At 71.4% G+C, this 26,617-nt stretch carries 24 protein-coding genes; 8 read left to right on the plus strand and 16 right to left on the minus strand.

Annotated elements, in window-relative coordinates; translation table 11 throughout:
- Positions 1-472, plus strand: a 472-nt coding sequence (locus H7A73_RS10230; protein ID WP_259362825.1) for a DUF3459 domain-containing protein, incomplete at its 5' end; no start/stop codon positions are given.
- 105 nt (positions 473-577) lie between these two features.
- Here H7A73_RS10230 and H7A73_RS10235 read toward each other — a convergent pair.
- From H7A73_RS10235 to H7A73_RS10270, 8 genes are all read right to left on the minus strand, one after another.
- Positions 578-1,372 (minus strand): polyprenol monophosphomannose synthase, encoded by a 795-nt coding sequence (locus H7A73_RS10235; protein WP_209133493.1) that lies wholly within the window; start codon positions 1,370-1,372, stop codon positions 578-580.
- A gap of 45 nt (positions 1,373-1,417) precedes the next feature.
- Positions 1,418-2,152 carry a class F sortase gene (locus tag H7A73_RS10240; RefSeq protein WP_182065867.1) on the minus strand — a complete coding sequence of 245 codons (735 nt, stop codon included), beginning with the start codon at positions 2,150-2,152 and terminating at the stop codon, positions 1,418-1,420.
- Positions 2,149-3,303, minus strand: a complete 1,155-nt coding sequence (locus H7A73_RS10245) for a glycosyl hydrolase family 8 (protein WP_182065868.1) — start codon at positions 3,301-3,303, stop codon at positions 2,149-2,151. Before H7A73_RS10245 ends, H7A73_RS10240 begins: the two co-directional genes overlap by 4 nt.
- Before the next feature lie 99 nt (positions 3,304-3,402).
- A complete protein-coding gene (locus H7A73_RS10250) occupies positions 3,403-4,227 on the minus strand; it encodes a DUF4397 domain-containing protein (protein WP_182065869.1) in 825 nt (274 codons plus the stop codon).
- Positions 4,228-4,645: 418 nt separating this feature from the next.
- Entirely contained in the window at positions 4,646-6,634 is a 1,989-nt protein-coding gene (locus H7A73_RS10255; RefSeq protein WP_182065870.1) for an ArnT family glycosyltransferase, read from the minus strand.
- Entirely contained in the window at positions 6,631-8,148 is a 1,518-nt protein-coding gene (locus H7A73_RS10260) for a glycosyltransferase (protein WP_182065871.1), read from the minus strand. The genes H7A73_RS10255 and H7A73_RS10260 overlap by 4 nt, the downstream gene beginning before the upstream one ends.
- Positions 8,145-8,669: a GtrA family protein gene (locus H7A73_RS10265; protein ID WP_182065872.1), complete on the minus strand. Its 525-nt coding sequence runs from the start codon at positions 8,667-8,669 to the stop codon at positions 8,145-8,147. The genes H7A73_RS10260 and H7A73_RS10265 overlap by 4 nt, the downstream gene beginning before the upstream one ends.
- A 190-nt stretch (positions 8,670-8,859) precedes the next feature.
- Positions 8,860-9,864, minus strand: a complete 1,005-nt coding sequence (locus H7A73_RS10270) for an aldo/keto reductase family protein (protein ID WP_071405490.1) — start codon at positions 9,862-9,864, stop codon at positions 8,860-8,862.
- 642 nt (positions 9,865-10,506) lie between these two features.
- Here H7A73_RS10270 and H7A73_RS10275 point away from each other — a divergent pair.
- The 4 genes from H7A73_RS10275 (at position 10,507) to H7A73_RS10290 (ending at position 14,236) form a co-directional block, all read left to right on the plus strand.
- On the plus strand, positions 10,507-11,238 hold the full coding sequence (locus H7A73_RS10275; protein WP_182065873.1) for a hypothetical protein: 732 nt from the start codon (positions 10,507-10,509) through the stop codon (positions 11,236-11,238).
- A 109-nt stretch (positions 11,239-11,347) separates the two neighbouring features.
- Complete coding sequence (locus H7A73_RS10280; protein ID WP_027464630.1) at positions 11,348-11,908, plus strand: YceI family protein; 561 nt, start codon at positions 11,348-11,350, stop codon at positions 11,906-11,908.
- Positions 11,909-12,641: 733 nt separating this feature from the next.
- A complete protein-coding gene (locus H7A73_RS10285) occupies positions 12,642-13,208 on the plus strand; it encodes a TIGR03086 family metal-binding protein (RefSeq protein WP_182065874.1) in 567 nt (188 codons plus the stop codon).
- Complete coding sequence (locus H7A73_RS10290; protein WP_280634932.1) at positions 13,205-14,236, plus strand: aldo/keto reductase; 1,032 nt, start codon at positions 13,205-13,207, stop codon at positions 14,234-14,236. The genes H7A73_RS10285 and H7A73_RS10290 overlap by 4 nt, the downstream gene beginning before the upstream one ends.
- 82 nt (positions 14,237-14,318) lie before the next feature.
- Here the strand turns inward: H7A73_RS10290 and H7A73_RS10295 are convergent, their stop codons facing one another.
- Positions 14,319-15,245, minus strand: a complete 927-nt coding sequence (locus H7A73_RS10295; RefSeq protein WP_182065875.1) for an oxygenase MpaB family protein — start codon at positions 15,243-15,245, stop codon at positions 14,319-14,321.
- Positions 15,246-15,340: 95 nt separating this feature from the next.
- Here H7A73_RS10295 and H7A73_RS10300 point away from each other — a divergent pair, with 95 nt between their 5' ends.
- The gene (locus H7A73_RS10300; protein WP_182065876.1) at positions 15,341-17,023 is read left to right on the plus strand and encodes a long-chain-fatty-acid--CoA ligase; all 1,683 of its coding nucleotides are present in this window, start codon (positions 15,341-15,343) and stop codon (positions 17,021-17,023) included.
- Positions 17,024-17,057: 34 nt separating this feature from the next.
- On the opposite strand, the gene H7A73_RS10305 is transcribed toward H7A73_RS10300, so the two are convergent.
- The 4 genes from H7A73_RS10305 to H7A73_RS10320 all read right to left on the minus strand — a co-directional run bounded on the left by H7A73_RS10305 (position 17,058) and on the right by H7A73_RS10320 (position 21,844).
- Positions 17,058-18,065, minus strand: coding sequence for a DMT family transporter (locus H7A73_RS10305; protein WP_182065877.1), 1,008 nt, complete (start codon positions 18,063-18,065; stop codon positions 17,058-17,060).
- The gene (locus tag H7A73_RS10310; protein WP_259362831.1) at positions 18,062-19,963 is read right to left on the minus strand and encodes an amino acid transporter; all 1,902 of its coding nucleotides are present in this window, start codon (positions 19,961-19,963) and stop codon (positions 18,062-18,064) included. Before H7A73_RS10310 ends, H7A73_RS10305 begins: the two co-directional genes overlap by 4 nt.
- A gap of 154 nt (positions 19,964-20,117) precedes the next feature.
- Positions 20,118-20,429 (minus strand): hypothetical protein, encoded by a 312-nt coding sequence (locus tag H7A73_RS10315; RefSeq protein ID WP_182065879.1) that lies wholly within the window; start codon positions 20,427-20,429, stop codon positions 20,118-20,120.
- 11 nt (positions 20,430-20,440) lie between these two features.
- Positions 20,441-21,844: a PspC domain-containing protein gene (locus H7A73_RS10320; RefSeq protein ID WP_182065880.1), complete on the minus strand. Its 1,404-nt coding sequence runs from the start codon at positions 21,842-21,844 to the stop codon at positions 20,441-20,443.
- A gap of 114 nt (positions 21,845-21,958) precedes the next feature.
- Between H7A73_RS10320 and H7A73_RS10325 the strand changes: the two genes are divergently transcribed.
- Together H7A73_RS10325 and H7A73_RS10330 are read left to right on the plus strand one after the other, a co-directional pair.
- On the plus strand, positions 21,959-23,194 hold the full coding sequence (locus H7A73_RS10325) for an ATP-binding protein (RefSeq protein ID WP_182065881.1): 1,236 nt from the start codon (positions 21,959-21,961) through the stop codon (positions 23,192-23,194).
- Positions 23,191-23,853, plus strand: coding sequence for a LuxR C-terminal-related transcriptional regulator (locus tag H7A73_RS10330; protein ID WP_182065882.1), 663 nt, complete (start codon positions 23,191-23,193; stop codon positions 23,851-23,853). The genes H7A73_RS10325 and H7A73_RS10330 overlap by 4 nt, the downstream gene beginning before the upstream one ends.
- Positions 23,854-23,868: 15 nt before the next feature.
- On the opposite strand, the gene H7A73_RS10335 is transcribed toward H7A73_RS10330, so the two are convergent.
- Genes H7A73_RS10335 through H7A73_RS10345 form a run of 3 tightly spaced genes read right to left on the minus strand, consistent with a single transcriptional unit; the run spans position 23,869 to position 26,566 of the window.
- The gene (locus tag H7A73_RS10335) at positions 23,869-24,717 is read right to left on the minus strand and encodes an ABC transporter permease (protein WP_051596514.1); all 849 of its coding nucleotides are present in this window, start codon (positions 24,715-24,717) and stop codon (positions 23,869-23,871) included.
- Positions 24,714-25,715, minus strand: coding sequence for an ATP-binding cassette domain-containing protein (locus H7A73_RS10340; protein WP_182065883.1), 1,002 nt, complete (start codon positions 25,713-25,715; stop codon positions 24,714-24,716). Before H7A73_RS10340 ends, H7A73_RS10335 begins: the two co-directional genes overlap by 4 nt.
- 59 nt (positions 25,716-25,774) lie before the next feature.
- Positions 25,775-26,566 carry a hypothetical protein gene (locus H7A73_RS10345; protein WP_182065884.1) on the minus strand — a complete coding sequence of 264 codons (792 nt, stop codon included), beginning with the start codon at positions 26,564-26,566 and terminating at the stop codon, positions 25,775-25,777.
- Between the last annotated feature and the right edge of the window lie 51 nt (positions 26,567-26,617).

The following is a 26,617-nucleotide window of genomic DNA, read 5'->3' on the forward strand; positions in this document are numbered from 1 at the left end:
GGCCTCGGCCTCGGCCTGTCGCTGCGCGACGGACTTCGGTGCGGCCGGTGCGGGCACGTCGGCAGCGGGTGCTGCCGGGGCCTCGGGCTCGGGAGCCGGTGCCGGACGAGCCGGACCCGGACGGGCCAACTCCAAGCTCGACTGGGCCGACGTCAGCTCGGAGCGCGGTGCGGCGATCCTGCGTGCCTACCGGGTGCTCATCGCCCTGCGGCGCACGGACCAGGCGTTCGTCGACCACCGCTACGAGGCGAACGCCGTCCGCTTCGACGAGGACCGCCGCTGGCTCGTGCTCACGCGCGGGCTGCTCGGCCCCGACGTGGCACCGGTGCACGTCGTGGTGAACCTCGCCGACGACGCAGCCGAGGTCCCGGTGCCCGACGCCGTGGGCGAGGAGCTCTACGGCTTCGGCGCCATCGAGGTCGATGCCGGCGTCGTCCGCTTCCGTGGCCGCGGCGTGGTCGTGCTCCGCTAGCCGACCGCGGGCTGCGCGAGCGAGCCGCAGGCTGCACACACGAACGGCGACGAACCCCCGGGTCCGTCGCCGTTCGTGTGTGCAGGCGTTCGCGTGTCTTCGGCCTCAGCCCGCGTGGTCGGCGACCGCATGCGCGTTCTTCCGCACGGACGGCAGCTTGCGGTGGTCCTTGACCAGGGAGCGGGTCTCGCGGATCCGGCGGTCGATGCCCCACTTCGTCACGAGTGCCAGGCTCTCGCGCACGATGTTGCCGCTCATCTTCGAGACGCCGAACTCCCGCTCGGTGAACGTGATCGGCGTCTCCACGACCCGCAAGCCCGCCTCGAGGGCACGCCAGCACAGGTCCACCTGGAAGCAGTACCCCTTCGACGCGACGCCGGCGAGGTCGATCCGCTCGAACGCCCGCGAGGTGAACACCCGGAACCCACCGGTCGCGTCGCGCACGGCGATGCCCAGGGCGAGACGCGTGTACAGGTTGCCGCCGCGGGAGAGCAGGAGCCGGTACCAGGGCCAGTTCTCGACCTTGCCGCCCTTGATCCACCGGGAGCCCAGCACCAGGTCGTTCGAGTCGGCGAGCTCGAGCATCCAGGGCAGGTACTCGGGGTGGTGGGAGCCGTCGGCGTCCATCTCGACGAGCTTGGCGTAGCCGTGTTCCAGGCCCCACGCGAAGCCGGACAGGTACGCGCCGCCCAGGCCGTCCTTGACGGTGCGGTGCATGACGTGCACCCGGTCGGTCTCGCGGGCGATGGCCTCCGCGATGTCGCCGGTGCCGTCGGGCGAGTTGTCGTCGACGACGAGCACGTGCACGGAGTCGTCGGTCGCGGCCAACGTGCGCTCGACGATCGGCCGGACGTTCTCGGCTTCGTCGTAGGTCGGGATGATGACCAGGGTCTCGCTCATGGTGCTCCTCGTGCTCCACATCGAATGTATCGCGGGCTTGTTGGGTCAATCCGACGACAGGTCTGCGAACACGATCAGATTGTCCGTGTAGTGCCCGGTGGCGGTGTCGAACGTGCCGTCGCAGGTGATGAGTCGGAGTTGCGGGGTGGGGGTGGGGCCGTAGACGTCGCTCGTCGGGAACGCCGACTTCGCGGCGCGCTCGGAACGGTCGACGGTGAAGGTGCGGGTGCTGCCGTCGGACATCCGGACGTGGACCTCGTCGCCGGTGACCAGTTCGTCGAGCCGGAAGAACACCGCGGCGCTCGTGGGACTGTCGACGTGACCGGCGATGACGGCGGGGCCGACCTCGCCGGGGACGATCCCGTCGCTGAACCAGCCCGCGCTGTCCCAGTCGACGGGCGGGTCGAGTTCCCCGGCCGCGCCGCGGTGCAGGTCCTCGAGCGAGGACCGCACCCCGATGGCGGGGATCGACACGCTGACCGGGGTGGCCGTCGAGCGGGCCTGCGGTGCGGCCGGGTCCTGGAACCCCTCGATGCCCGTACCCGAGGACGACGAAGAAGAACGAGACGAAGACGACGACGACTGCGACGGAGACGACGAGGACTGCGGCGGAGACGACGAGGACTGCGGCGGGGACGACGACGCACCACCGCCGATGGTCGACGCGACCGCCACCCCGGCCACACCCCCGACCACCACGACTGCGGCGACCACGGCACCGATCACCACGCCTCGGCGCCGGACGGCCGAGACGCGCCCGGCGCTCCGACGGCCGCTCACGAGCCGCCTCCCACGTCGCCGGCACAACCCCCGAGCACTTCGGAGGTCAGCATGGTCGAACCGATCGCCAACCAGGCGTCCCCGTAGTAGGTCGGTGTGGTCGCCGCCGTCCGGTCGGCCCGCTCGAGGTCGGCGGCAGCCGCACCGGAGGAACCGGCGGCCTGCTCGGCCGCGGCCCGCGCGGTGTAGGCCAGCGCGTTCGTGTCCCGCGTCACCGGGGTGCCACCGAGGTCGAGCTGCGAGGCGAGCTGGGTCGTCCGTCCGAGTGTGGGCGCGAGTGCCGCCGCGAGCTCCCGGTCCGGCGCCGAACACGCCTCGGCGTACCGGAGCGGCGTCCGCATCGCGTCGTACCCGTAGAGCACTCGCCCGTCGCCACCGACGGCCGGCATCGGGTCCACCGATCCGTCGGCGTGCACCTGGGACCAGTCACTGGGCAGGTCGGAGGCGTCCAGTACGGCCGCGGTCACAGCGCGCGAACCCCGGGTCAGCGCGTTCCAGCGGTCGTCCCCGGTGGCGTCCGCCAGCACCGAGAAGGCCGCGGGCGAGGCGTACGAGGCGTTGTACCGGTAGGGCTCCTGATCCGCCCACGGTCCGGGCAGCAGGATCGTGCCGAGGTCGGTCCGGGCAGTCTCGTGCTGGAGGATCGCCGCCGCGATGCGCTTGCCCGCGGCGGTGTACCGGTCGTCGTCCCAGGCCTTCCCCGCGAGCACCAGGGCCCGGGCTGCGTCGAGGTCGGCGTCGCTCGCGGACTGCTCGTCGGCGACGCCCTGATCGGACGTCCACCGCCACGCCAGCAGGTCGTCGTCGGTGAGCAGGTGCGCTTCCGTCCACTCCCAGATCGCGTCGAAGCGCGCACGGTCGTCGTTCGCGTAGGCGATGAGCAAGCCGTACGCCTGCCCCTCGCTGACGGTGTCACCGCCCTGGTCGGTGCGGACGACGCGACCGCCCTCGACGTAGCGGTCCAGGAACGCGGACCGCAGCTGCTGCGGCGAGCGCGTCGCGTCGGGCGCGGTGGTCGAGGTCGGGGTCGCCGTGCCGGGGTCGGCGGTCGTGGTGCTCGACGACCAGGGGCGGACGGCGACGATCGCGACCACGACGGCGACGATGACCGCCGCCGCGGCGGCGACCGGTATCCAGGTCCTGCGGGTCATGCTGGCCTGCCTCTCCGGGGATGGTGGTGGGGGTCGACGGGGAGGCGCGGATCACGTGGGCCGTGCGGCGCACGTGATCCGTGCCTCCAGTCCGGGGCGTCAGCGGAACAGCGAGCGGAGCATCGCGACGGCCGCGTGGACCGCCTCGGTCACCGGCCGGTCGGCGGCTGCGCCGCCACCGCCGGTCTGCACACCGCCGGACGGGGTGGCGGCGGTCGCCGCAGCGTCCGTCACGGGCACGACCGTCAGGTTGCCCTCACTGTCGTCGAGGACGAACAGGGTCGAGACGGTGTTGCCGGCGAGGTCCACCTTGGCGGTGCCCTGCTGACCGCTGCCGGAGACGTCGAGCGACCACTTGCCGGCGTCGACCGTGGCGTACTTCGTGGCGGTGCCGAAGGTGGCGTCCTCGGCGATCGGGGTCCCCTCGGAGGTCTGCACGTCGACCCGCTTCGCGGTGGTGGCGGCCTGCACGAGCCGGAGCTTCGCCTTGCCGTCGCCGGGCTGCTGCAGGTCGTCGGTGAACGCGGTCGTCTTCAGCCCGTCGTTCTTGCCGTAGGCGACGACGGTGCTCGCGTCGCCCTCCTGCACGGTGACGTCGGTGGAGATGACAGGCGTGGAGTCCGGGGCGTCGGCGGCGCGCATCGACAGGACGTAGGTGCCGACCGGCAGCTTCTCGTAGGGGCTGACCTGGCCGTACGTGACGTCGTCGAGCTCGAAGACGGTCTTGCCCCCGGCGAGGCTGGACAGTTCGACGTCGACGCCCTTCGTGTCTGGCGACAGGTGTCCGACGCGGAGCCAGCCCTGGTCGGCCGTCGCGGCGGAGGCGGACTGCGGGGCGGCGAGCCCGACGGTCGCGGCGACGAGTGTGGCGGTGAGCGCGCCGACGACGACGGTGCGGCGGCGGTTCGTGGTGTGTGCGGTCATGATGGTGCTCCTTCGGGTCGAGGTGCGGTTGGCGTGCGGTCGTCGTGTCGAGGTGCGGTTCGTGCGCTTCGTACGGTTCATGCCGGCCGTGCGGCTCGTGCGGACCATCTGGTCCATGCGGTTCGTGCCGGCCGTGCGGTTCGTGCGGTTCGTACGGTTCGTGCGCGCCCCGGGCGAGCGGCCGCCGCCGCGCGAGCGGGCGGAATACCGGGGTCAGCGCCGGAGCCGCCCGGGCATTTCGCCCGCTCGTCCAACGGGCGTTCCGCCCCGACGCGTTCGCGGTGAGGGTCATCGCGGCCGATCCGGCGAGCGGGCGGAATACCGGGGTCCGCGCCGGAGGCCTCCGGGCATTTCGCCCGCTCGCGGGACGTCAGCGCGGCCGCCGCCAGCTCGACCGGCCCGGCCGAGCGATCGCGGGTCACGAGGCGCTCGTCGCGGTCGTCGTCGGGTCGGCCGGGGCGTACGTCACCGTGAGCCGTGCTCCCTCGCGCTCGACCGAGTCCGGCCGGAACGCCTCGGACATGGCGTCGAAGGTCCGAAGGACCCGGGCAGCCGAGGCGTCGTCGCTCGTGTGCAGTACGACGGTCCGGAACGGCTGGCCGGTCTCCCCGGTGCGCGGGGTGAAGCGGCTGACCCGCACGTCCTGGTCGGCGAGTACCTGTCCGAGCGCGATCATCGCCCGCGAGTCGACCTGTCCGGCGCGGAACTGCGACTTCGTGCCGTCGTCCGCACGCAGGGCCGGGTTCGAGGCGAGCTCGGTCCCCAGGGTCTTGCGGACGTCGGTGGCCCGGGTGATCGCGGTCTCGGCGGCACTGGCTCCCTCGGCGTGGATCCGGCGGACCTCGACCTGCTGGTCACCGGTACCGAAGGTGGCGACGGCCGTGGAGTTCTCGATCGCCTGCCGCACGTCGGTGGACGAGTTGCCGCCGGTGCGCATGGAGTCCGTCGTGATGACGTAGTCCGAGTCCTTCCAGCCGTTCGGGGACTGCCGTTCCACCGCTCCGTCGGTGTCGAGCTTGTAGTACCAGACGACGTTGTTGCGGGCGAAGCCATCGTCCACGAGGTCGACCCACATGGCGTCGTCGACCAGCAGACGCGAGGACTTCGGCACGTTGTCGCCCACCCACCGCTCGGCCTGCTGCATGGGCAGGTCGAGGTTGCCGAGCAGGAACCCGCGCAGCTGTGTCCCCCACAGCGGCACCGCGACGACGAGCGCCGCAGCCGTGACGACGGCCCAGGTGATGCCGAGGCCGCGCCGGGCCCTCGGGCCGAACCGGCCCCGGGTGTGGACCCGACCGGCGATCGTCAGGACGGCACGCTCCACGGTGTACGCGACGAGGAGCGCTGCGAACGGGATGAGCATGATGACGTAGGGCACCGGCAGGTACCCGTTCGGCCGGAACATCACCGCGAGCAGGAACACGAGCATCGCGGCGATCGGTCGGACCCGTCGCAGGAAGAGCCCGACGAAGGCCGCGACCGAGCCGAGCACGATGAACACCGGGTCGAGTGCCCACCACTGCGCGGCGGCCTCGTTCGCCAGGCTGCCCACGTCGAACACCGATCCGGAGGCGGTCCGCGACCCGAGCTGGTAGGTGACGCCCTCCCACAGGCTGACTCGTCCGTTGCCCGGCACGAGTTCGCCCTTCACCGCGGCGAGCAGCAGGTAGCCGCCGCCGATCAGCACGAGCACTGCCCCGGCGACGCTGAGCGTGTACCGGCGGGTGCTCGTGTCGGCGCGACGCACGGCCATCCAGATGAGGAACGGCAGCGCGAGCAGGTAGGTCTCCTTGGACAGCACCGCGATGCCGAGGCAGGCAGCGGCACCGGCGAACCCGGCGAGCTGCTGGCGACGGCTCAGCACGAGGACGAACGCAGCGAGCAGCCAGGGCGTCGCGACGTTGTCGATGTACACGGTGCGGTGGTACTGCAGCGCGAGCGGTGACAGCGCGAAGACGAGTCCGGCCGCGGCCGCCGTGATCCGTCCGGCACCGAGACGTCGGGCCAGCACGAACAGCAGGATGCTCGAGACGGCGGAGAAGAACACCATGGCCTCGCGCCCGGCCTCCACCGCGAAGGGGTACCGCGCGAACGCCCCGGTCAGCCCGGTGTACCCGGCGATCTGGATCCATCCGAGCGGCGGGTGGTCGTACCAGTACGTGTAGTGGGTGAGCTCGCCGAGGTTCGTGATCGCCCACGCCTGGGCGGTGTAGGTCCCCTCGTCGTCGATGCGCTGCGGCGTGCCCGACATGTTCCAGGCCTGGACGAGCACGGTGACCGCGACGACGGGCAGCAACCACGTCAGGCTGGCTGCGTGCCGTCGGAACCACGCCCCGATGCCAGAGCGGTGTGCTGCGGCGGCACCGCGGATCGGGATGCCCGTGGTGTCGGTGATGCTGGCGGTCATCGGGTGCCTCCCGTGGTGGTGCCGGCGAACGCACGGTCGGACGACGCCGCGCCCGATCCGGTGACCGAGGACGACGCCGCGCCCGACCCGTCGAGGTCCGAGGCGAAGCCGATGACCTGTCCGTTGCGGTGCTGACCGGTGTGCTCGGTCTTCTCCCACCCGTTCTGTCCCTTGGCGTGCCGGACGACTGCCCGGACCGCCGCGGCGGCGAGGAACACCTGGTACGGCACCAGGCCGAGCACGAGCCGCACGTAGTCGCGGAGCCGGACCTTCTCGCCGTACAGGCGGCCGAACTCGTTCAGCCCGACGACCTCGACGGCGAGCAGCATGAGCGTCGGTGCCACCGGCACGAACGACACGAGGGCGATCGCCGTCGGCACCTTGACGAACAGGATCATCAGGACGCTCAGCGGGATGAGCAGTCCGGTGGCCGCCTGGATGAACGGCATGGTGAGCATGTAGCGGGCGAAGAACCGTTGCCGGAAGGACGGCAGCTTCTTCCACTCCCCCTTGCCCAGCACCTGCAGGAAGCCCTGGTTCCACCGCGTGCGCTGCTTGAGCAGCGAGGCGAAGGTCGGCGGGGTCTCCTCACGGGTGACGGCCTCGGGACTGTAGGCGACGACGACCTTCGCGCCGTCGGCGGAGAGCCGCACGCCGAGTTCGCAGTCCTCGGCGAGGCAGTGCGCGTCCCAGCCGTTCGACCACTCCAGGCGGGAGCGCGTCACGAAGACGGTGTTGCCCCCGAGCGGGATGAACTTGGACCCGGCGTGGAAGTGCAGGCGCGAGCGGAACCAGAAGTAGTACTCCAGGACGTTCCGGAGCGACCACCAGCTCGACTTGAAGTTCATCAGCTGGACGCCGCCCTGCACCACGTCGGCGTCCGTTTCCTGGAACCGCGAGTCGACGAGGGAGAGCAGCCGCGGGTAGACCTCGTCCTCGGCGTCGAACACGCCGACGATGTCACCCGTCGCGTGCTGGAGCGCCAGGTTCATCGCCTTCGGCTTGTTCTTCGGCAGGGTGTCGTCCACCACGACCTTGATCAGCGAGGGGTGCCGAGCCGCCGCGGCACGCACGACGGCGTCGGTCTCCGGGTCGTCCTCCCCGACGATCGCGATGATCTCGAAGTCGGGGTGGTCCTGGGTCGCGAGCATGTCGAGTGTCTGCCCCATCACGTCCTGCTCGTGCCGACCGGGCACCAGGAGCGTGAACCGGTGCGCCGCCGGGAGCGGGGTCTGGCTGAAGCTGGTGGACTTGAGCGCGTCCCGGGACCGCCAGGCGTGCAGCATCCACCAGAGGGTGGTCAACGCGATGATCGTGAGCAGCACGGAGAGGGCGATGAGGGTCGAGTAGCCGAGCCACTCGCCCAGCGACCAGGCGGTCTGTGGGAGCTGCCCCGAGCCTCCCGTCGGCACGTCCGTGGTCCCACGGTTCGGGACGTCCCCGGTCGTGCCAGGGCGTTCGTCGGGCTGGAGCAGCGGCCCTGCGGCCGTCAGCAACGCGGCTGGGATGGTCATTCGGGGAACCCCTTCGGACGAGTGTCGGTGGACCGGAAGACGAGGGCCTTGTACGCGGCGAAGCGGAACGCGGTGCCGAGGACGAGGCCGACGCCGTTGCCGGCGACGTTGTCGGCGAGGGTGGACGTGAAGCCGAGGACGTAGTGCGAGACGAACAGGCAGGCAGCGGCGATGCCGAGGCCGACGAGGTTCGTGGCAGCGAAGAGCAACCCCTCGCGGACGGTCTCGCGGCGGCCGGTCTGGCGCTGGGCACGGAAGGTGATGAAGCGGTTGCCGATCCACGCGACCGAGGTCGACACGATGGCCGACACGATCTTCGCGGCGATGGGACCGTCCGACATGACGGTGGCGCGGAGCAGGTTGTAGACGCCCAGGTCGATGACGAAGCAGACGGCACCGATGGTGCCGAACGACGCGAGTTGCCTCGCGGTGGCGAGCAGGCGTGGGACCGCGCCAGGGCGCACGGTCCGCTCCGCACCGGTGTCGGGTGACACCAGAACGGGGGTATCAGTTCGGGTCATGCCCCCGATTCGGGGGGCCTGGGTGGGTGGTTTGGGTGGGGTACGTGTTTTGCCAGGCCCCTGCCAGATACACGACACATGCCGTTCATCTTGACGATCCGTCAGCTGCGGTGGTCAGCGGCGCGGGGACGACGGACGGGAGGCCCGGTGCCAGCTGGCACCGGGCCTCCCGTCCGTCGGTCGGTCGCGTCTACGCGGGGCGCGACGACGGGGACACGTTCTTGGACGCGTCCCGTTCCGGGATGTCGCCGAGTGCCTCGTCGATCGCCGCGAGGGCGTCCGCGTCGAGCTTGACTCCGGCGGCCTTGACGTTGTCCGTGACCTGCTGCGGACGCGAGGCGCCGACGATGGCCGACGCGACGTTCTCGTTCTGCAGGGTCCACGCGATCGCGAGCTGCGCGAGCGTGAGGCCGGCCTGGTCGGCGACGGGCTGCAGGCGCTGCACGGCTTCGAGGACCTCGTCGCGCATGAACCGCTTGATCATGTCCGCGCCGCCCTTCTCGTCCGTGGCGCGCGAGCCCTCGGGCAGGGGCTGACCCGGCTTGTACTTGCCGGTCAGGACGCCCTGCGCGATGGGCGACCAGACGATCTGCGACAGGCCGAGCTGCTTCGAGGCGGGGACGACCTCGCCCTCGATGACCCGCCACAGCATCGAGTACTGCGGCTGGTTCGAGATGAGCTGGAAACCGAGCTCCTTGGCGAGTGCGGCACCGGCGCGGATCTGCTCGGCGGACCACTCGCTGACGCCGATGTAGAGCGCCTTGCCCTGGCGGACGACGTCGGCGAAGGCCTGCATCGTCTCTTCCAGGGGGGTCTCGTAGTCGTAGCGGTGCGCCTGGTAGAGGTCGACGTAGTCGGTCTGCAGTCGCTCGAGCGAGCCGTCGATCGACTCCATGATGTGCTTGCGGCTGAGGCCGACGTCGTTGTGCCCCTTCGGGCCGGTCGGCCAGTAGACCTTCGTGAAGACCTCGAGGGACTGGCGCCGCTCGCCCTTGAGCGCCTCGCCGAGGACGGTCTCGGCGGCGGTGTTGGCGTACGTGTCCGCGGTGTCGAACGTGGTGATGCCGGCGTCGAGCGCTGCCCGCACGCACTGGGTGGCGACGTCGTTCTCGACCTGCGAGCCGTGCGTCAGCCAGTTGCCGTAGGTGATCTCGGAGATCTTGAGTCCGGAGTTGCCCAGGTACCTGAATTCCATGGCCCCGACGCTACTGGCTCCCGCCGCGGCGTGAGGGGTCCCGCGAGTGCCTGTCGGGGGGGGTGGGGGGGTGTGGCGCGGGCTGGAGGTGCGGGGTGCGGGGTGCGGCGGAATGGGTGCGAGCCCGAGTCCGAGTCCGAGGTCAGGCCGGGGTCGGAGTCGGGATCCGCGAGTGGGCGAAATGCCACGGTGCTCTCGCCAGCGCACCCAGACATTTCGCCCGCTCGTCTGAAGGACGACCCCGGGCTGTGGCTTCCTGCTCCCTTCGATCGCCTCCACCCGGCGAACGGGCGAAACATCGCCGTGCGGCCAGGCGGCAGGCACGGTGTTTCGCCCGCTCGCAGGAACAGCCGTCCCTCCACAGCGGCGAGAGCGGGCAAGCCGTCCACAAAGGAGGCCCGACTCTCCCCCTCGGGATCGGCTCGCCGTCACGCTGTGGAGATGACCGCAAGACGCCGACTCCCGATGGCACTCCGCGACGCTTCGTTCCGAGTACGGGATGCGCTGCATCGAGGCGTGTCGCGTGGCCGACTCGATGCTCGCGATCTCGTCCGCCCGTTCCACGGAATCCGATCGGCGTTCCCGCCTGAGGCCGTAGATGAACGTGCGAGAGCACTCGCTCCTCGACTCCGCCCCGATCAGGTGTTCAGCCACGTCACCGCAGCAGCGATCATCGGCATCCCACTGCCCCGTCGTCTCGAACGCGACCAGCGGTTGCACGTCACGACGATCGGGATCGACCAAGCGCTCCGGGTTGGCGGCACGGTCGGCCACCGGGCGCGGTACGGATCGGTCCGCGCGACGATCGCACGAGGGGTCCCGCTGACCACTCCGGCCGACACGTTCGTCGCACTGGGCTCGATGCTGACGCTCGACGAACTCATCGTCGCGGGCGATGCGCTCGTGGGGTGGCTCGGCTGGGCGACGCTCGACGAACTCGCCCAGGCCGTCCATCGACGACGAGGGATGCGCGGCATCGTGAAGCTCCGCCTCGCGCTCGACGAGATCCGGCGGGGATCTCGGTCTCCCGGAGAGACCCGGACACGGCTGGCACTCGTTCGTCGCGGGCTCCCAGAGCCGTCGCTCAACCACGATGTCGTCGTCGACGGGCAGTGGATCGCATGTGTGGACCTTGCCTACCCCGCTGCCAGGGTCGCGATCGAGTACGAGAGCGATCTGCACCGCACCGATCCCGCGACCTTCCGGAAGGACCTGACGCGCGGGGAACACCTGAAGGACGTGGACTGGTGGCTCGTCAGAGCGACAGCAGACGACCTGGCTCACGGTGTCGAGCGTTTCGTGCACCGCATCCGTCGGCTGCTCGAGGTCGGAACCAGAGGAGCCCACGACACGCGGTTTGCGACCCTTGGGTGAACAATGGTTGACGCTTCAACCAAAACGGTGCACACTGTCGTAGTATCAACTCGATGCAGGCGCATGGAACGCGTCGCACCGCAGACTCTCGTTCGGAAGAAGGACCACCATGACGCTCACCGCTGACACCGTTCCCGGCTACAAGACCGGCACCTGGAAGATCGACCCGACCCACTCCGAGGTCACCTTCTCGGTTCGCCACCTCGCCATCAGCAAGGTCAAGGGCAAGTTCGAGACGTTCGACGCCACCGTCGTCACCGCCGAGAACCCGCTCGAGTCGACCGTCGAGGCCAACATCGACGTCGCGTCGATCAACACCGGCCAGGAGCAGCGCGACCAGCACCTCAAGACGAGCGACTTCTTCCTCACCGAGGAGCACCCGCAGCTGACCTTCCGCTCCACGAGCATCGAGGCGAAGGGCGACGACCTGCACATCGCGGGCGACCTGACCCTGCGCGGCGTCACCAAGCCGGTCGTCCTCAAGGCCGAGCTCGGCGGCTTCACCACCGATGGCTACGGCCAGGTCAAGTTCGGTGCCGAGGCGACGACGAAGATCGACCGCACCGAGTTCGGTGTGAACTGGAACGCGGCGCTCGAGGCCGGCGGCTTCACGCTCGGCAACGACGTCACGATCAACCTCGACGTCCAGTTCGTCCTCCAGGCGGCCTGACCCACCTCTGACGCATTGCCCGCCTGAGGGCACCGAACGGCACTCCCCGAACCCGAGAAGAACGCCCCGACTCCGCACGGAGTCGGGGCGTTCTTCATTGTCGGCACCGCTCCCCCGACCACGAGCGGGCGAAATACCACGGAGCCTCGTCCTGGCTCGTCAGGCATTCCGCCCGCTCGCCGATGCCGGCACCGAAGTCGACGCCGGTCCCCGCGATCACGCCCACGCCGGCGCCCGTGTCGGACGCCACGAGCGGGCGAAACACCACGCCGGTCCCTGTGGCACGCCGGACATTTCGCCCGCTCGCGCAAGGACCCGAGCGGAGGACGCGAGCGACCCCGGCCGAGATCGGAAGCGCGGCCGAGCGGGCGGAATGCCCGGGACACGGCGGGGACGCAGCGCGGCATTTCGCCCGCTCGCGCAAGGACGCGCGAGGACGAGCAACGACGAGCAAGGACCCCCAACGACGAGCACGGGGGCACACGGGGCACACGGGGGCACAAACGGGTCACGGGGGCGAGCAGGGGCACGAAAGCGAGCAAGGGCAGGGCAGACAGCGGGGACGGGCGGCCGAGCGCTGCCGCCGCGTAACGTTGGCACGTGCGACGAGGCGAGGGGAATCCACACTCCACACCCCGAGTTGCACGACAAGCACCAAGCACCAAGCACCAGCACCAGCACCAAGAGCACCAGCACCAGCGCACACGCCCGCACGACGAACAGGAGCACCACCATGGCCACCGACTGGATCGCGATGCAGGCCCTCGCGGCAGCCGAGTTCGGCCGCCGCGTCGCCGCCGTCACCGACTGGGACGCTCCCACCCCCGACTCCGAGTGGACCACCCGCGACCTCGTCGCCCACGTCGTCGACGAGCAGCGCTGGATCCCGAAGCTCCTGACCGGGTGCGACTACGCCCAGGCCCAGGCCGACCTCGAGCCGATCGGTGACGACCTGGTGGCCGAGTGGCACCGGTTCGCCACGGCGGCCACCGACGCCTGGCGGAACGCCCCGCAGGACACCCCCGTGCACCTCAGCACCGACGTCGTGCCCGCCGCGCAGTACCTCACCGAGCAGACGAGCGACATCACGATCCACACGTGGGACCTCGCCCGGGCGACGGGCACCGAGGAGGCCCTGCCCGAGGAGCTCGTCCGCGCGGTGTGGGAGTACTTCGAGCCCCAGATCGAGGACCTCGCCGCCACCGGGCTGTACGCGCCCCCGGTCGACGTCACCGAGGACTCCCCGCTCCAGGTCCGCCTGCTCGCCGTCACAGGCCGCGATGCCAGAGTGACGGCATGACCACCGACACGAGCGGCACCGCCGCGGAGACGAGCAGCATGACCACCGACACGAAGCGCCTCGGCAACTCGGGGCTCGAGATCAGCAGCGTCGTCCTCGGCATGATGTCGTACGGCGACCCGGACCGGGGTTCGCACGCCTGGAGCGTCGGCATCGACGACGCCCGCCCGTTCGTCCGTCGCGCGTTCGAGGCCGGCATCACGACCTTCGACACCGCGAACGTCTACTCCGACGGCAGCAGCGAGGAGATCACCGGCACACTCCTCGCCGAACTGGCTCCGCGCGAGGACGTCCAGGTCTTCACGAAGGTCTTCAACCGGATGCGTCCCGGCCGGAACGGCGCCGGACTGTCCCGTGCGGCGATCATGCACGAGATCGACGCGTCCCTGACCCGGCTGGGCACCGACTACGTCGACCTGTACCAGATCCACCGCTTCGACCCGGTGACGCCGATCGAGGAGACCATGGAGGCCCTCCACGACGTCGTCAAGGCCGGCAAGGCGCGGTACATCGGCGCGAGCAGCATGTGGACGTGGCAGTTCGCCGAGATGCAGCACACCGCCGAGCGCCACGGCTGGACGAAGTTCGTGAGCATGCAGGACCAGTACAACCTGCTCGAACGCGAGGAGGAGCGCGAGATGCTCCCGTTCTGCGAGCACACCGGCGTCGGCGTGATCCCGTGGAGCCCCCTCGCCCGCGGCCGTGTCACCCGCCCCTGGGACGCCTCCGGGTCGGGTTCGCGTGCGCAGACCGACGAGTTCGGCAAGACCCTGTACAAGCAGGACGAGGACGCCAACCGCGCGATCGTCGACGCGGTCGAGGCCGTCGCCACGGAGCGCGGCGTCCCGATGGCGCAGGTCGCCCTGGCCTGGGTCGCCGGCAAGCCCGCGGTCTCCGCGCCCATCGTCGGCGCGACGAAGGAGCACCACATCGACGACGCGGTGGCCGCAGCGTCGCTGCGGCTCACCGACGACGAGGTCACGCGGCTCGAGTCCGCGTACACACCCCGGGTGCCGTCGGGTTTCTGACGCCCCCACGAGCGGACGGGAGGCACGGAGCCGGCTGGCACCGTGCCTCCCCTCCGTCAGGTGGTCGCGGTGACCGCCGTGGTCAGGCGACCACGCCGCCGTCGGTGCGCTGCAGGCGCGCGATACGCCGCCGCGCGGCCCGTTCGGAGGCGGTCTGGTCGTCGAGCACCGCCCCGATCCCGTCGAGCACGAGCTTCGTGGTGCGGACCACCGGCAGTTCGACCGGGCCGACGATCGGCGCACGGAGGCCCAGCAGCGACCGGTGCCGCGGATCGAGCGTGGACACGGCGCCCTGGAACACCGCGCGGTAGCCGGGTCGCAGCAGGCGGGACAGCGGCGGGTCCTTGATGAACCGGACGACGTCGCGGGTGCGCGAGTCGACCAGGAGTTCGCCGCGGTCGAGGTACCCGTTCATCTGGGCACGGAGCTCCGCCTCGGACTCGGGCGGGTCGACGATGCGCATGAGGCGACCGGCCTCGGCCCACTCCCGCACGTACGCGTCGGCGCCCCCGGGGATCGGACCGCCCCAGCGCTGGGCGGCGCGGAGGAACGCGTCGGTGAAGGCGAGGTGCACCCAGCGCGCCAGGTCCGGGTCGTTCGCCGCGTAGGGGCGGGTGGTGCCGTGCGCGTCGACGTACTGCCCACGGACCCGCTCGTGCAGCCGGAGCACCCAGTCGCTGCCGCTGCGAGCGGTCTGCCGGTCGCCGTACGTGACCGTCGCGATCCACCGGCTGGTGCCGGCCAGGCGACCGAACGGGTCCTCGCGGTAGCGGGAGTGGTCAGCGACGCCGGCGAGCGCGCCGGGGTGCAGCGCCTGGACGAGCAGTGCCCGCACACCGGCGACGATGCCGTGGCTGCCACCGTGCACCGCCCACGTGGCGGAGCCCGGACCGAAGAAGCCCGCGTCGGTGCCGTGTTCCAGGTCGTCCATCCAGGCTTCCGTGCCGGTCGAACCACCCGTGAACGTCTGGTTGAGGCGGGACCGGAAGGCGTCGGAGACAGTGGACATGCCGTCATGTTCCGTCCGTCGTCTGGGTACGGGGGTGGCATCGCGCAAAGTGGCCCTCCCAGCGTGCACGGGGGTCGCCCACTAGGTTGGGTCGGGTGAGCATCGACACGCCTCGTCCCTGGCTTGCCTCGTACGCCCCGGGGGTCCCGCACGACATCGAGGAACAGAGTGGTTCCCTGTACGACCTGGTCGAGCAGTCGGCCCGGAAGTTCCCCAGGCAGGTCGCACTCGAGTTCTTCAAGCGCACCACGAGCTACGCCGACCTCGAGGAGCAGATCCTCCGCGCGGCGAACGGCTTGCGGAAGCTCGGCGTGGGCGCGGGTGACCGCGTCGCCATCGTCCTGCCGAACTGCCCGCAGCACATCGTGGCGTTCTACGCGGTGCTGCGGCTCGGCGCGATCGTGGTCGAGCACAACCCGCTGTACACGCCGCGGGAACTCCGCCACCAGTTCGAGGACCACGGCGCCAAGGTCGCCATCGCGTGGGACAAGTCCGTCGCGACGCTGCAGGACTTCCCGGCCGACGTGCACCTCGACGCGATCGTCTCGGTCGACATCACCCGCGCCATGCCCCGGAGCACCCGGCTCGCCCTGGCGCTGCCGGTGTCGAAGGCCCGGGAGTCCCGCGCGAAGCTGACGGCGAAGGTGCGCGGCACGGTCAAGTGGGACGACCTCGCGGACACCCGCAAGCTGTCGAAGCGGCACCCGCGGCCGGCCACCGACGACGTCGCGCTGATCCAGTACACGTCCGGCACCACCGGGATCCCGAAGGGTGCGGTGCTGAGCCACCGGAACCTGCTGGCGAACGCCGCGCAGGCCCGGGCGTGGGTGCCGCAGATCCGCCGCGGCGACAACGTCGTGTACGCGGTGCTGCCGATGTTCCACGCCTACGGTCTGACGCTCTGCCTGACCTTCGCGATGAGCATGGCATCACGGCTCGTGCTCTTCCCCGCGTTCGACCCCGCCCTCGTCCTGACGGCGATCAAGCGCCACCCACCGACGTTCCTGCCGGCCGTGCCGCCCATCTACGCCCGACTGCAGCACGCGGCGGACTCGGCGAAGGTGTCCCTCAAGGGCATCGAGATCGGCATCTCCGGCGCCATGCCGCTGTCGCAGGACATCGTCGAGCCGTGGGAAGCCCGGACCGACGGCTACCTGGTCGAGGGCTACGGCCTGTCCGAGTGCTCCCCGGTCCTGATGGCCAACCCGGTCTCCCCCGAGCGTCGACTCGGATCGATCGGCCTGCCGCTGTCCTCCACCGAGGCGCGCGTGGTCGACCCCGACGACGACACGAAGGTGCTCGGTATCGACGAGCCCGGCGAACTGCAGGTCCGTGGCCCGCAGGTGTTCCGCGGCTACTGGGGCAAGGCGGAGGCCACCGACGAGGTCTTCACGCCCGACGGCTGGTTCCGCACCGGCGACATCGTGGCGATCGACGCCGACGGGTACGTCCGGATCGTCGACCGCCTGAAGGAACTCATCATCACCGGCGGCTTCAACGTGTCGCCGTCCGAGGTCGAGGACACCCTGCTCAAGCACCCCAGCGTCAAGGAGGTCGCGGTCGTCGGCATCACGCAGGGCGGCAACGAGCAGGTCGTCGCCGCGGTCGTGCCGAAGGACCCCGCGGCGTTCGACGGCGCCGCGCTCCGGGCCTGGTCGCGCGAGCACCTGGCGGCGTACAAGGTGCCGCGCCGGGTCGTCGTGGTCGAGGACCTGCCGCGCTCGATGATCGGCAAGGTGCTGCGGCGGAAGGTGCGGGACCAGATCCTGGACGGCTGACGCGCGGGCGTCACCGCTGGCTGGTCGCTGCAGGTCAGCCGGCGCGCCGCGCGGGCAGCGCCAGCACGGACAGCCCGGCCACCACCAGCAGGATCCCGGCCCATCCGCCGAGCCCCAGGCGCTCCCCCACCACGAGCACCGCCAGCACCGCGGCCACGACGGGCTCGAGCAGGGACAGCAACGTCGCGACCGACGCCGTCACCGTCCGGAGCCCGAGCGCGTACAGCGAGTGCCCGATCACCGTCGGCACCAGCGCCAGGTACAGGAACACCGGCCAGTTGCCGGCGTCGCCCAGGAACGGCCCGCCCGCCACCACGGCGAGCACGACGAGCGGCACCGCGGCCACCCCGAACACCGCTCCGACGAGCCCGCGTTCGTTCGGCCCTCGGGCAGCCCGTGCCGCCGCGACCCCGACGTCCCCGCCGACGCGCATGCTGTCGGACTCCGCGCGGACGACGGCGATCGGCATCCGGCTCGTCGCGGCGTGCATCCCCCGCGCCACCGCCCACGAGTACAGCGCGTACGTCAGACCGGCGACCAGGGCACTGCCGACGCCGACCGCGAGTGACTGCCCGCCGCCGTCGTGCTCCGAGCGCGCGAGGGTGACGACGACCATGCCGACCACGCTCACCATGGTTGCGAGGACCCACCGACGGGTGACGCGTCTGCGGTCGGCGACCCACTCGACCAGGCCGGCGAAGACGGGCGACGACCCGATGGCCAGGGTCGTGCCGAGCGCGACCCCGGCGTCGGCGAGGGCCGCGTAGAACGCGACCGCGTAGACCACGAGCGATGCGGCCCCGAGCAGCGCCCAGCCGCGGGTCCGGCGCTGCGTGACGGCACGCAGTGTGCCGCGGCCCGCGGTCGCGGCGAGGACGAGGCCGCCGAGCCCGAAGGTCACCGCACCGAACACGAACGCCGGCACACCGGGGGCGAAGTGCGTCGCGGTCCCGGTGGTGCCCCACACCGCCGCGGCGACCGCGATCGCCGCCAGGCCGCCGACGGGCCCGGAGGCACGCCCCGCGCCCGGTCCGTGGCTCACGAGACGTGGACGCTCGGCCGTCGGTTGACCTCGGGTTCCGCTTCGCGCAGGACCTCGCGCGTGACGGGGGCGACGTCGCCGGCGCCGGTGAACACGAAGCGCAGCGCGTTGCGGATCGGACTGCCCTCGTTCCACTCGAAGTAGATGCTCGGCACCACCCCGGCGATGTCGCGGATGGCGAGGAGCGTCGACGCGATGGTGTTCGGGACGTTGCCGGAACGGACCTTGAGCACGCGGAACCCGTGGATGACGTGGCCTTCGACCACCAGGTCCTCTTCGAAGTCCGAGGAGTCGGCCGGCAGGACCTCGAGGAACATCGTCGGCACGCGGGCCGGGATGCCGGAGTCGCGGCGTTCCTCGCGCCCCTTCGCCCGGTACGCCTCGGCCGTGCCGGCACCGGGTTCGTTCGCGATGATGCAGACCGAACTGAACTGGTCGGCGTCGGCCTCGACGAACTGGCGGGCGATCGCGTCGAGCTCGATCGACGACGCCCGGAGCTCGAACGAACGCCGTACGCGCGAGATGAGCGACACCACGACGATCGCGATGATGAAGATCGCCGCGATCCGCACGCCGTCGGGCCGCTCGATGACGTTGGCGACCGTGGTGTAGACGAACACGACCGAGATCACACCGAACGCGATGGTGCGCTTGCGCTGCTGCTTGCGGCGCGCGGACAGCGTCACCGCGACCGCTGCGCTCGTGATGAGCACCAGCACGCCGGTGGCGTAGGCACCGCCCTGGGCGTCGACGTCGGCCTGGAAGATGATCGTGATGACGAACGCGATGAGCGTGAAGATGATCACGAGGGGACGCACCGCACGCGCCCACTGCGGTGCCATGCCGTAGCGGGGCAGGAACCGCGGCACCAGGTTGAGGAGCCCCGCCATCGCGCTCGCGCCGGCGAACCACAGGATGGCGACGGTCGAGAAGTCGTAGATCGACCCGAACACCCCGCCCATGTACTCGTGCGCCAGGTACGCCAGGGCACGCCCGTTCGCACCGCCGCCCGGCTGGAACTCGCGCTGCGGGATGAGGAACGTCGTCACGATCGACGACGTGATGAGGAACGAGCTCATGATGAGCGCCGCGACGGTCAGCAGCCGCTTGGTGCCGCGGATCCGGCCCTCGGGTCGGTCGCTGGTGTCGTCGCTGGCGTCACCGCGCACCTGGGGCATCACCGCGACGCCGGTCTCGAACCCGGAGAGCCCCAACGCGAGCTTCGGGAACACGATCAGGGCGATGCCGACCATCACGAGCGGGTTGCTGTGCTGCGCCGTCAGCCCGGACCACCAGTCGCTCGCCACCATCGGGTTCTCGAACACGTGCCAGAGGGCGACGATGATGACCACGGCGTTCAGGGCGAGGAACACCGCGACGAGCCCGACCGCGATGCCGATGGCCTCCTTGAACCCGCGCAGGAACACGATGCCGAGCAGGAGCAGCAGCGCCAGGGTGAGCGGCACCGGGATCTCGGTGAACCAGTGCGGCGTGTACGGGTTCTCGGCGATGTGCGCCGTGGCGTCGGCCGCCGACAGGGTCATCGTGATCATGAAGTCCGTCACGGCGAACCCGAGCAGCACCAGCACGAGGAGCTTGCCCGCCCACCACGGCAGGAGCTTCTCGAGCATCATGATCGACCCGGCGCCCCGGAAACTGTCGTGGGCGATCCGGCGGTAGACCGGCAGCGCCCCGAACAGCGTGACGAGCACGAGGACGATCGTCGCGATCGGCGACAGCAGACCCGCGGCGAGCGCGGCGATGGCGGGCTGGTACCCGAGGGTGGAGAAGTAGTCGACGCCGGTCAGGCACATGACCCGCCACCACGGGTGGGTCTTCTCGACCTCGACCTGGTGCGGGCCCTGGTGCGAGGCGCCCTGGTCGGCCCCGTGCAGCATCCACCGGCGCAGGCGGGTGCTGCGGTCGAGGGGCTGCTCGGTGGCGTCGCGCTGGGCGGCCCGCTCGGCGTCTGTCGCGGTCACGTGGATGATGCTAAGCCGTCCGGGTGACCCCCGTGCACACCTCGACGGCCCTGTGCACGGAGCGGGCGGACTACCGCCGTGTGCGGGACAGAGCGGCCACCATCCCCGCCACGACCAGCAGCACACCGGCGGCGATGCAGGCGGCCAACAGCAGGGTCGTGGTGTCCACTGAGAACATCGGCAGCGCACTCACGGCCATCGCGCCGGCGAACACCAGGAGCAGCACGCCCCAGAGGATCGTGCCGAAGCGTGCACCGCCGTGTCGAGGCCCGCGGGCGGGCCCGTCCGCGGCCACCGGCGCAGTCGCCCCGTCGTTCGTCGTGCCGTCGTCCATCGGGCTGTCGTTCGTCGGGCTGTCGTTGGTCGTACTGTCCGTCGTCATCGTCCCGTTCCTCACTCGCCGACCGTGATCGCCCGCGGCACCTCGACGCCACCGCCGAGGATCCACAGGTGCACCGTCGTCGTCTCGTCCGCGTCGGCGGTGCGTGCCGCTCGGTTCTCGAGCGTGGTGGTCCGGAGCACCCCACCGGCGCCGTCGCCGTCGCCGCCGGTGTCGACCCCGTAGCCGACACCGCTCACCTGGACCCGGACCGGCAGGTCGGTCGGCAGCAGGACATCGGCCCCGCCGGCGCCCAGCCAGAGGGTCACGTCGCCCCCGACCGCCGACGGTTCGAGCCCGCGGAGGTCCAGCGTCGGACCGCCGGCCAGCATCGCGAAGTTCCGTTCGGTCCCCGGGGCGGCCCGTTCCACCTGCCACGTGGTGCCGCCGATCAGCGAGACCTGGGTGCCGGCAGGCAGAACCCCGGTGACCACGAGGGCGACCGCGGCGACCGTGGAGAACAGTCCGAGCACGTCGTCGTCACGGCCTCGGACCCCGGCGACGATCGTGGCGACCGCCAGCACGGCGAGCGCCGCGGCGATCCCGAGGACCGGGACGGACCACCCGGCCTGCTGTGCCCAGAACGCGACCCCGGCTCCGGCGACGAGTGCGAGTCCGAGGGACACGGCGACGTACGCAGCACCGGGGCGCCGCTCGGCCCGCTCCGCCCGCCGTTCGGACGCGCGCTCGCGTTCCGCGCGCATCCGCTCCTCGTGCTGCCGTCGCCGGTCCTCGGGGCTCACGGGTGCACCCCACTGCCAGGAGGCCCGTCCTGCGTCCGGCGCGCCGGTCGCCTCCGCGGTCCACGCGTTCCGGGCCGGGCGCGGCTCCTCGGGGCTGGTCCAGAAGTCGCCTCGCGGGGCAGCGGTCGGGTCGGTGCCAGCGCCGGTGCCGGTGCCGGTGCCCGCTGTCCGATCGCCGTCCACCCCGCGTCGGGCCAGGACCACGATGAGCCACACGATCCCGCCGACCAGCACGATGCTCCACGCGGTGGCGAGGGTCGCCTCGAGCCAGCCGGGCATCCCCCAGGCGTCCGGGACCCCCTGCCACCAGAGGCCGCGGGCGGCGGGCACGAAGGTGAGCGCCACGAAGGCGCCGATCGCGATGAGCGCCGGGTCGAGGACCCCGCGGATCATCCGTTCGACGTGGATGCGTCCGGCGGTGTCGGGCAGCAGCGCCCAGCCGGCCGCGTAGGCGAGGAAGACCGGCCCGCCCAGCAGCGCGACGACGATCGTCACGCCGCGGACCACGAGGGGGTCGAGCCCGGTGCGGCGGGCGACGGCGCCGCACACGCCGGCGAGCCAGCGGTCGTCGGTGCGCGCGATGCCGAGGCCGCGGACCCAGTCGAAGAACCGGGTCGTCGAGTCGGCGCTGCCGGCGGCGGTGCCGGGAGCGGAGTCGTGCTGGTGATCGGTCATGGCCACCAGCATCCCGGCAGTGCTGCGCCGACACCATCGGGGTTCCCCCTGACCGGTCCCTGATCCCGGCCCCGGACCCTGCTGCGGCGGCCGTTCCGGTGCCAGGATTGCCCCATGGCCACCGCGACGATGACGCGCCCGACCCCCAGGGTCGTCGGCGGGGTCTGCAGCGGGTTCGCGGCGCACACCGGGTTGCCGGTCGGAGCCGTCCGGCTCGCCACCGCGGTGCTGGTGGTCTGCGGTGGCGCCGGCCTGCTGCTCTACGCCTGGCTCTGGGCGACCGTGCCGAGCGCTGCCGCCGGGGCAACCGCCGGGCGCGCGCCGCTCAAGTCCGTGCTGACCCCGGGCGCCGACGTCGACCAGGACGAGACCACCGCGTCCGCCCGGCGTGCCCCGGTCGTCGAGATCCTGCTCGGCGTGGCCCTGCTCGCCGCTGCCGGCGCCGTCGTCGCGGCACGGATGGGCGCCGCCGTGCCCCTCGAGGTCGTCGTGCCCGGCGTCGTGGTCGTCACGGGCGCCGCACTCGCCTGGCGGCAGTTCGACGCGCTGCGCAACGTCCGCACGGCCGGATCGTCCGCCCTGGTCGTCCGTGCGCTCGGAGCCCTGGTGCTCGTCGTGCTCGGCATCCTGCTGTTCTTCACGACGAGCAGCCGCCCGAACGTCTGGACCGTGCTGACCGCCGCGGTCGCCGTCCTGGTCGGGGTCGCCGTCGTGGTCGCCCCGTGGGTGGTCCGGCTCGTCCGCGACCTCGCCGAGGAACGCGCCGCCCGAGTCCGCGACCTCGAGCGGGCCGAGTTCGCGGCGCACCTGCACGACTCGGTGCTGCAGACCCTCGCCCTCATCCAGCAGAAGGCCGAGCCGGGTTCGGACGCGGCACGGCTGGCGCGGGCGCAGGAGCGCGAGCTGCGGTCCTGGCTCTTCACGGAACAGGCGGAACCGACGCGCGACCTCGGCGCGCAGCTGCGCGACGCCGCCGTGGACATCGAGGCCGAGTACCCCGCCCGCATCGAGGTCATCGCGGTCGGACCCGCCCGCAGCGACCTGCCGGACGGCCTCGTCGCCGCCGCCCGCGAGGCGATGCTCAACGCCGCCCGGCACGCCGGTGGGACCGTGAGCGTGTACGTCGAGACCGCCGGTGACCGGATCGAGCTCAGCATCCGCGATCGCGGCCCGGGCTTCAACGTCGACGCGGTGCCCGCGGGCCGGTACGGCGTCCGCGAGTCGATCGTCGGCCGGATGCAGCGCCTCGGGGGCCACGCGACCATCGCGCCCGGGCCGGGGCGCACCGGCACCGAGGTCCGGCTGACCCTGCCGCTCGCACCCGCGGCCCAGGACGAGGAGCACGCATGACCGAGCCCGCCCCGTTGACCGTCGCGATCGTCGACGACCACTCCATCTTCCGAGTCGGCGTGCGCGCCGGACTGCCACCGGGCCTCCAGGTCGTGGGCGAGGCGGCGACCGTCGACGAGGCCGTGGCGCTCGTCGCGGCCACCCGCCCACGCGTCGTCCTGCTCGACGTGCACCTGCCGGGCGGCGCCGGCGGCGGCGGTGCCGAGGTGATCACGCGGTCGGCGCCGGAGAACCCGGACACCCGGTTCCTCGCGTTGAGCGTGTCGGACGCTGCCGACGACGTGGTGCGGGTCATCCGCGCCGGCGCCCGCGGGTACATCACGAAGAGCTCGTCGAGCGCCGAGGTCGCCGAGGCCGTGGCCCGCGTGGCGGACGGGGACGCGGTGTTCTCGCCGCGCCTGGCCGGCTTCGTGCTCGACGCGTTCGGAGCGGTCAGCGGCGAGACGGCGCAGCACGACGCCGAGCTGGACCGCCTGTCCGCCCGCGAGCAGGAGGTCATGCGGCTGATCGCGCGCGGGTACGCCTACAAGGAGGTCGCGACGGAGCTGTTCATCTCGGTGAAGACCGTCGAGACACACGTGTCGAAGGTCCTGCGGAAGCTCCAGCTGTCGAACCGGCACGAGCTGACCGCGTGGGCGCTGCAGCGCAAGCTGCTCTGAGCGCCCACGCCGGTCTCACTTCGCGCTGATCCTGGTGTACTTGTTCACCGCCCACGGGACGAACACCACGAGCATCACGGCGATCCCGATCAGGACGGTCAGCACGGGGTGCTGCATCGTCCAGATGTCCGGCACCGGGGCGGACCCGACGTTGCCGAACAGCTCCCGCGCGGCCTGCACGAGCGACGACACCGGGTTCCACTCCGCGAACACGCGCAGCACCAGCGGCAGGGTGTCGCTCGGCACGAACGCGTTCGAGATGAACGTCAGCGGGAACAGGATCATGAACGAGGCGTTGTTGATGACCTCGGGCGTCTTGACGCTCATGCCGAGCAGCGCCATCACCCAGCTGAACGCGTAGCTGAACAGCAGCAGCAGGGCGATGCCGGCCAGGAACTCGAGCGGCGACGAGTTCACCCGCCACCCGACCGCCAGGCCGGTGAGCATCATGATCGCCATCGAGATCGAGTTCAGAACGAGGTCGGAGTTGGTGCGCCCGACCAGCACCGCGGACGCCGACATCGGCAGCGTCCGGAACCGGTCGATCAGCCCTTCCTTCAGGTCCTGCGCCATCGCCGACCCGGAGAACGTCGCACCGAACACCACGGTCTGCGCGAAGATCCCCGCCATCAGGAACTGCGTGTAGTCGGTCCCCTGCACCTGGATGGCGCCGCCGTACACCTGGCTGAACAGCAGCACGAACATGATCGGCTGCAGCACGGCGAACACGAGCATGTCCGGCGACCGCTTGAGCTTGATGAGGTTCCGCTTGGTGACGGTCCAGCCGTCCTCGACCCAGACGGCGAGCGGCGAGGTCACGACGACGGGCAGCTGGCGGCCCGGCGCGAGGGACGTGGTGGTCATCGTGCCGTCTCCTTCTGCTTGGTTGCCGCGGGTTCGCCGGCGTCGTCGTCCGTCGCGGCGTGCCCGGTCAGGCGGAGGAAGACGTCGTCGAGGGTCGGTCGTCGCATGCCGGCGTCGTGGAGTTCGATGCCGGCCTCGCCCAGGTCGGCGAGCACGCGCTGCAGGGCTGCCGGACCGGCCTCCACCGCGATGGCACGGGTGCGGCCGTCGCCCGAGGTCTCGACCTCACCGACCCCGGAGCGGCGCAGCACCGTGGTCGCCGCGTCGCCGTCGGCATCGTCGACCAGGGTGACGACCACCCGGTGCCCGCCGACCTGCGCCTTGAGCTGGTCCGCGGTGCCCTCGGCGATGACCGCCCCGTCGTCGATGACCGCGATGTCGTCGGCGAGCCGGTCGGCTTCTTCCAGGTACTGGGTGGTGAGGAGCACCGTCGCACCCTCGACCACGAGGTCCTCGATGATGCCCCAGAGCGCCAGCCGGCTGCGGGGGTCGAGGCCCGTGGTCGGTTCGTCGAGGAACAGCACGCGCGGGTTCATCACCAGCGCCCCGGCGAGGTCGATGCGTCGCCGCATGCCGCCGGAGAAGCCCTTCACCGGTCGGTCCCCGGCCTCGGACAGGTCGAAGACGTCGATGAGCTCCCGGGCACGATCGCGCGCCGTCCTGCGGCCCAGGTGGTAGAGCCGCCCGATCATCTCGAGGTTCTCGAACCCGGTCAGGTTCTCGTCGACCGCCGCGTACTGCCCGGACACCCCGATGGACCGCCGGGTGGCCTGCGGGTCGGCGATCACGTCGATGCCGTCGATCGTCGCGGTGCCCGAGTCCGGTGTGATGAGGGTGGTCAACACCTTCACCACCGTGGTCTTGCCTGCGCCGTTCGGCCCGAGCAGCGCCTTCACGGTGCCCTGTGGCACCGACAGGTCGAGTCCGGCGAGCGCGTGCACCGGCCCGGACTTCGACTTGTAGGTCTTGGTGAGCCCGGAGGCTTCGATGATGGCCATGTCGCTCCTTCGTCGGACACGGTGGGTACCCGGGGGTCCGGCGGAGCGACGGACGTCACTCAGACGTCGAAGTCACCACCACCGAAGTCGCTGAAGCCACCGCCGAAGTCGGATCCGCTGTCGCCCCAGCCCGCATTGTCGAAGCCGCCGCCGTCGGATGCGCCGCCGTCGGACGCCCCGGCATCGCCGGATTCAGCACCAGTGTCCTCCGAACCACCGTCACCCGCAGCGTCGGTACCGCCATCGAACGAACCGGGGTCCGGCAGGAACGCGCTCATGATCGCCGAACCGATGACGTAGCCGGCCACCGTCCCGAGGATCGAGGCGCCGATCATGCTGCCGAACGACGGACCGCCGCGCTGGCCGCCGAAGCGTCCGCCACCGCCGACACCGCCGAGCGAGCGCTCCATGAAGCCCGGCTGACGGATCTCGGAGCGGGTCGCCGACTGGGCGAGCGAGCGGGGGTCGTCACCCCGGGGCGCCTCACCGGGAGGCGCGGTCCGGGTGAACTCGTCGTAGACCATGCGGCGCTGCTCGTCGGTCAGCTTGGCGAAGGCCTCGGCGTGGACCTCTTCGATGCGCTCCGGCGGTGCGGTGCGGAGCAGGTAGCGGTAGCGCTCGACCGCACGCTCGTCGTCGGTCGTCGCACCCTGCTGCTGCGTCGGTGCACCGCCCCACTGCGGGACGCCGTACTGGCCGCCCTGCGGTGCGGACGGCGCCGGCTGCTGGTACGACTGCTGGCCGTACCGGTAGCCCTGCTGCTGCTGCGGCGGCTGCCCCCACTGGTTCTGCTGCGCGTCAGCGGATCGGTCACGCTCCGGACGTCCGAGCAGGCGGTCGAGGAATCCCATGGTCGATGCTCCTTCGGGTGCACGGTGGGCCCGGTCGGACCCGTCGTGGAC

Origin of the sequence: Curtobacterium sp. ME12, from assembly GCF_903970855.1 — a bacterium.
Lineage (GTDB): Bacteria > Actinomycetota > Actinomycetes > Actinomycetales > Microbacteriaceae > Curtobacterium > Curtobacterium poinsettiae_A.

Excerpts from the sequence above, each read along its gene's own strand:
- H7A73_RS10235 (WP_209133493.1), bottom strand. The coding sequence starts at position 1,372 with ATGAGCGAGACCCTGGTCATCATCCCGACCTACGACGAAGCCGAGAAC.
- H7A73_RS10245 (WP_182065868.1), bottom strand. The coding sequence starts at position 3,303 with ATGACCCGCAGGACCTGGATACCGGTCGCCGCCGCGGCGGCGGTCATC.
- H7A73_RS10250 (WP_182065869.1), bottom strand. The coding sequence starts at position 4,227 with ATGACCGCACACACCACGAACCGCCGCCGCACCGTCGTCGTCGGCGCG.
- H7A73_RS10255 (WP_182065870.1), bottom strand. The coding sequence starts at position 6,634 with ATGACCGCCAGCATCACCGACACCACGGGCATCCCGATCCGCGGTGCC.
- H7A73_RS10260 (WP_182065871.1), bottom strand. The coding sequence starts at position 8,148 with ATGACCATCCCAGCCGCGTTGCTGACGGCCGCAGGGCCGCTGCTCCAG.
- H7A73_RS10265 (WP_182065872.1), bottom strand. The coding sequence starts at position 8,669 with ATGACCCGAACTGATACCCCCGTTCTGGTGTCACCCGACACCGGTGCG.
- H7A73_RS10270 (WP_071405490.1), bottom strand. The coding sequence starts at position 9,864 with ATGGAATTCAGGTACCTGGGCAACTCCGGACTCAAGATCTCCGAGATC.
- H7A73_RS10280 (WP_027464630.1), top strand. The coding sequence starts at position 11,348 with ATGACGCTCACCGCTGACACCGTTCCCGGCTACAAGACCGGCACCTGG.
- H7A73_RS10285 (WP_182065874.1), top strand. The coding sequence starts at position 12,642 with ATGGCCACCGACTGGATCGCGATGCAGGCCCTCGCGGCAGCCGAGTTC.
- H7A73_RS10290 (WP_280634932.1), top strand. The coding sequence starts at position 13,205 with ATGACCACCGACACGAGCGGCACCGCCGCGGAGACGAGCAGCATGACC.
- H7A73_RS10295 (WP_182065875.1), bottom strand. The coding sequence starts at position 15,245 with ATGTCCACTGTCTCCGACGCCTTCCGGTCCCGCCTCAACCAGACGTTC.
- H7A73_RS10310 (WP_259362831.1), bottom strand. The coding sequence starts at position 19,963 with ATGCTGCACGGGGCCGACCAGGGCGCCTCGCACCAGGGCCCGCACCAG.
- H7A73_RS10315 (WP_182065879.1), bottom strand. The coding sequence starts at position 20,429 with ATGACGACGGACAGTACGACCAACGACAGCCCGACGAACGACAGCCCG.
- H7A73_RS10320 (WP_182065880.1), bottom strand. The coding sequence starts at position 21,844 with ATGACCGATCACCAGCACGACTCCGCTCCCGGCACCGCCGCCGGCAGC.
- H7A73_RS10325 (WP_182065881.1), top strand. The coding sequence starts at position 21,959 with ATGGCCACCGCGACGATGACGCGCCCGACCCCCAGGGTCGTCGGCGGG.
- H7A73_RS10330 (WP_182065882.1), top strand. The coding sequence starts at position 23,191 with ATGACCGAGCCCGCCCCGTTGACCGTCGCGATCGTCGACGACCACTCC.
- H7A73_RS10335 (WP_051596514.1), bottom strand. The coding sequence starts at position 24,717 with ATGACCACCACGTCCCTCGCGCCGGGCCGCCAGCTGCCCGTCGTCGTG.
- H7A73_RS10340 (WP_182065883.1), bottom strand. The coding sequence starts at position 25,715 with ATGGCCATCATCGAAGCCTCCGGGCTCACCAAGACCTACAAGTCGAAG.
- H7A73_RS10345 (WP_182065884.1), bottom strand. The coding sequence starts at position 26,566 with ATGGGATTCCTCGACCGCCTGCTCGGACGTCCGGAGCGTGACCGATCC.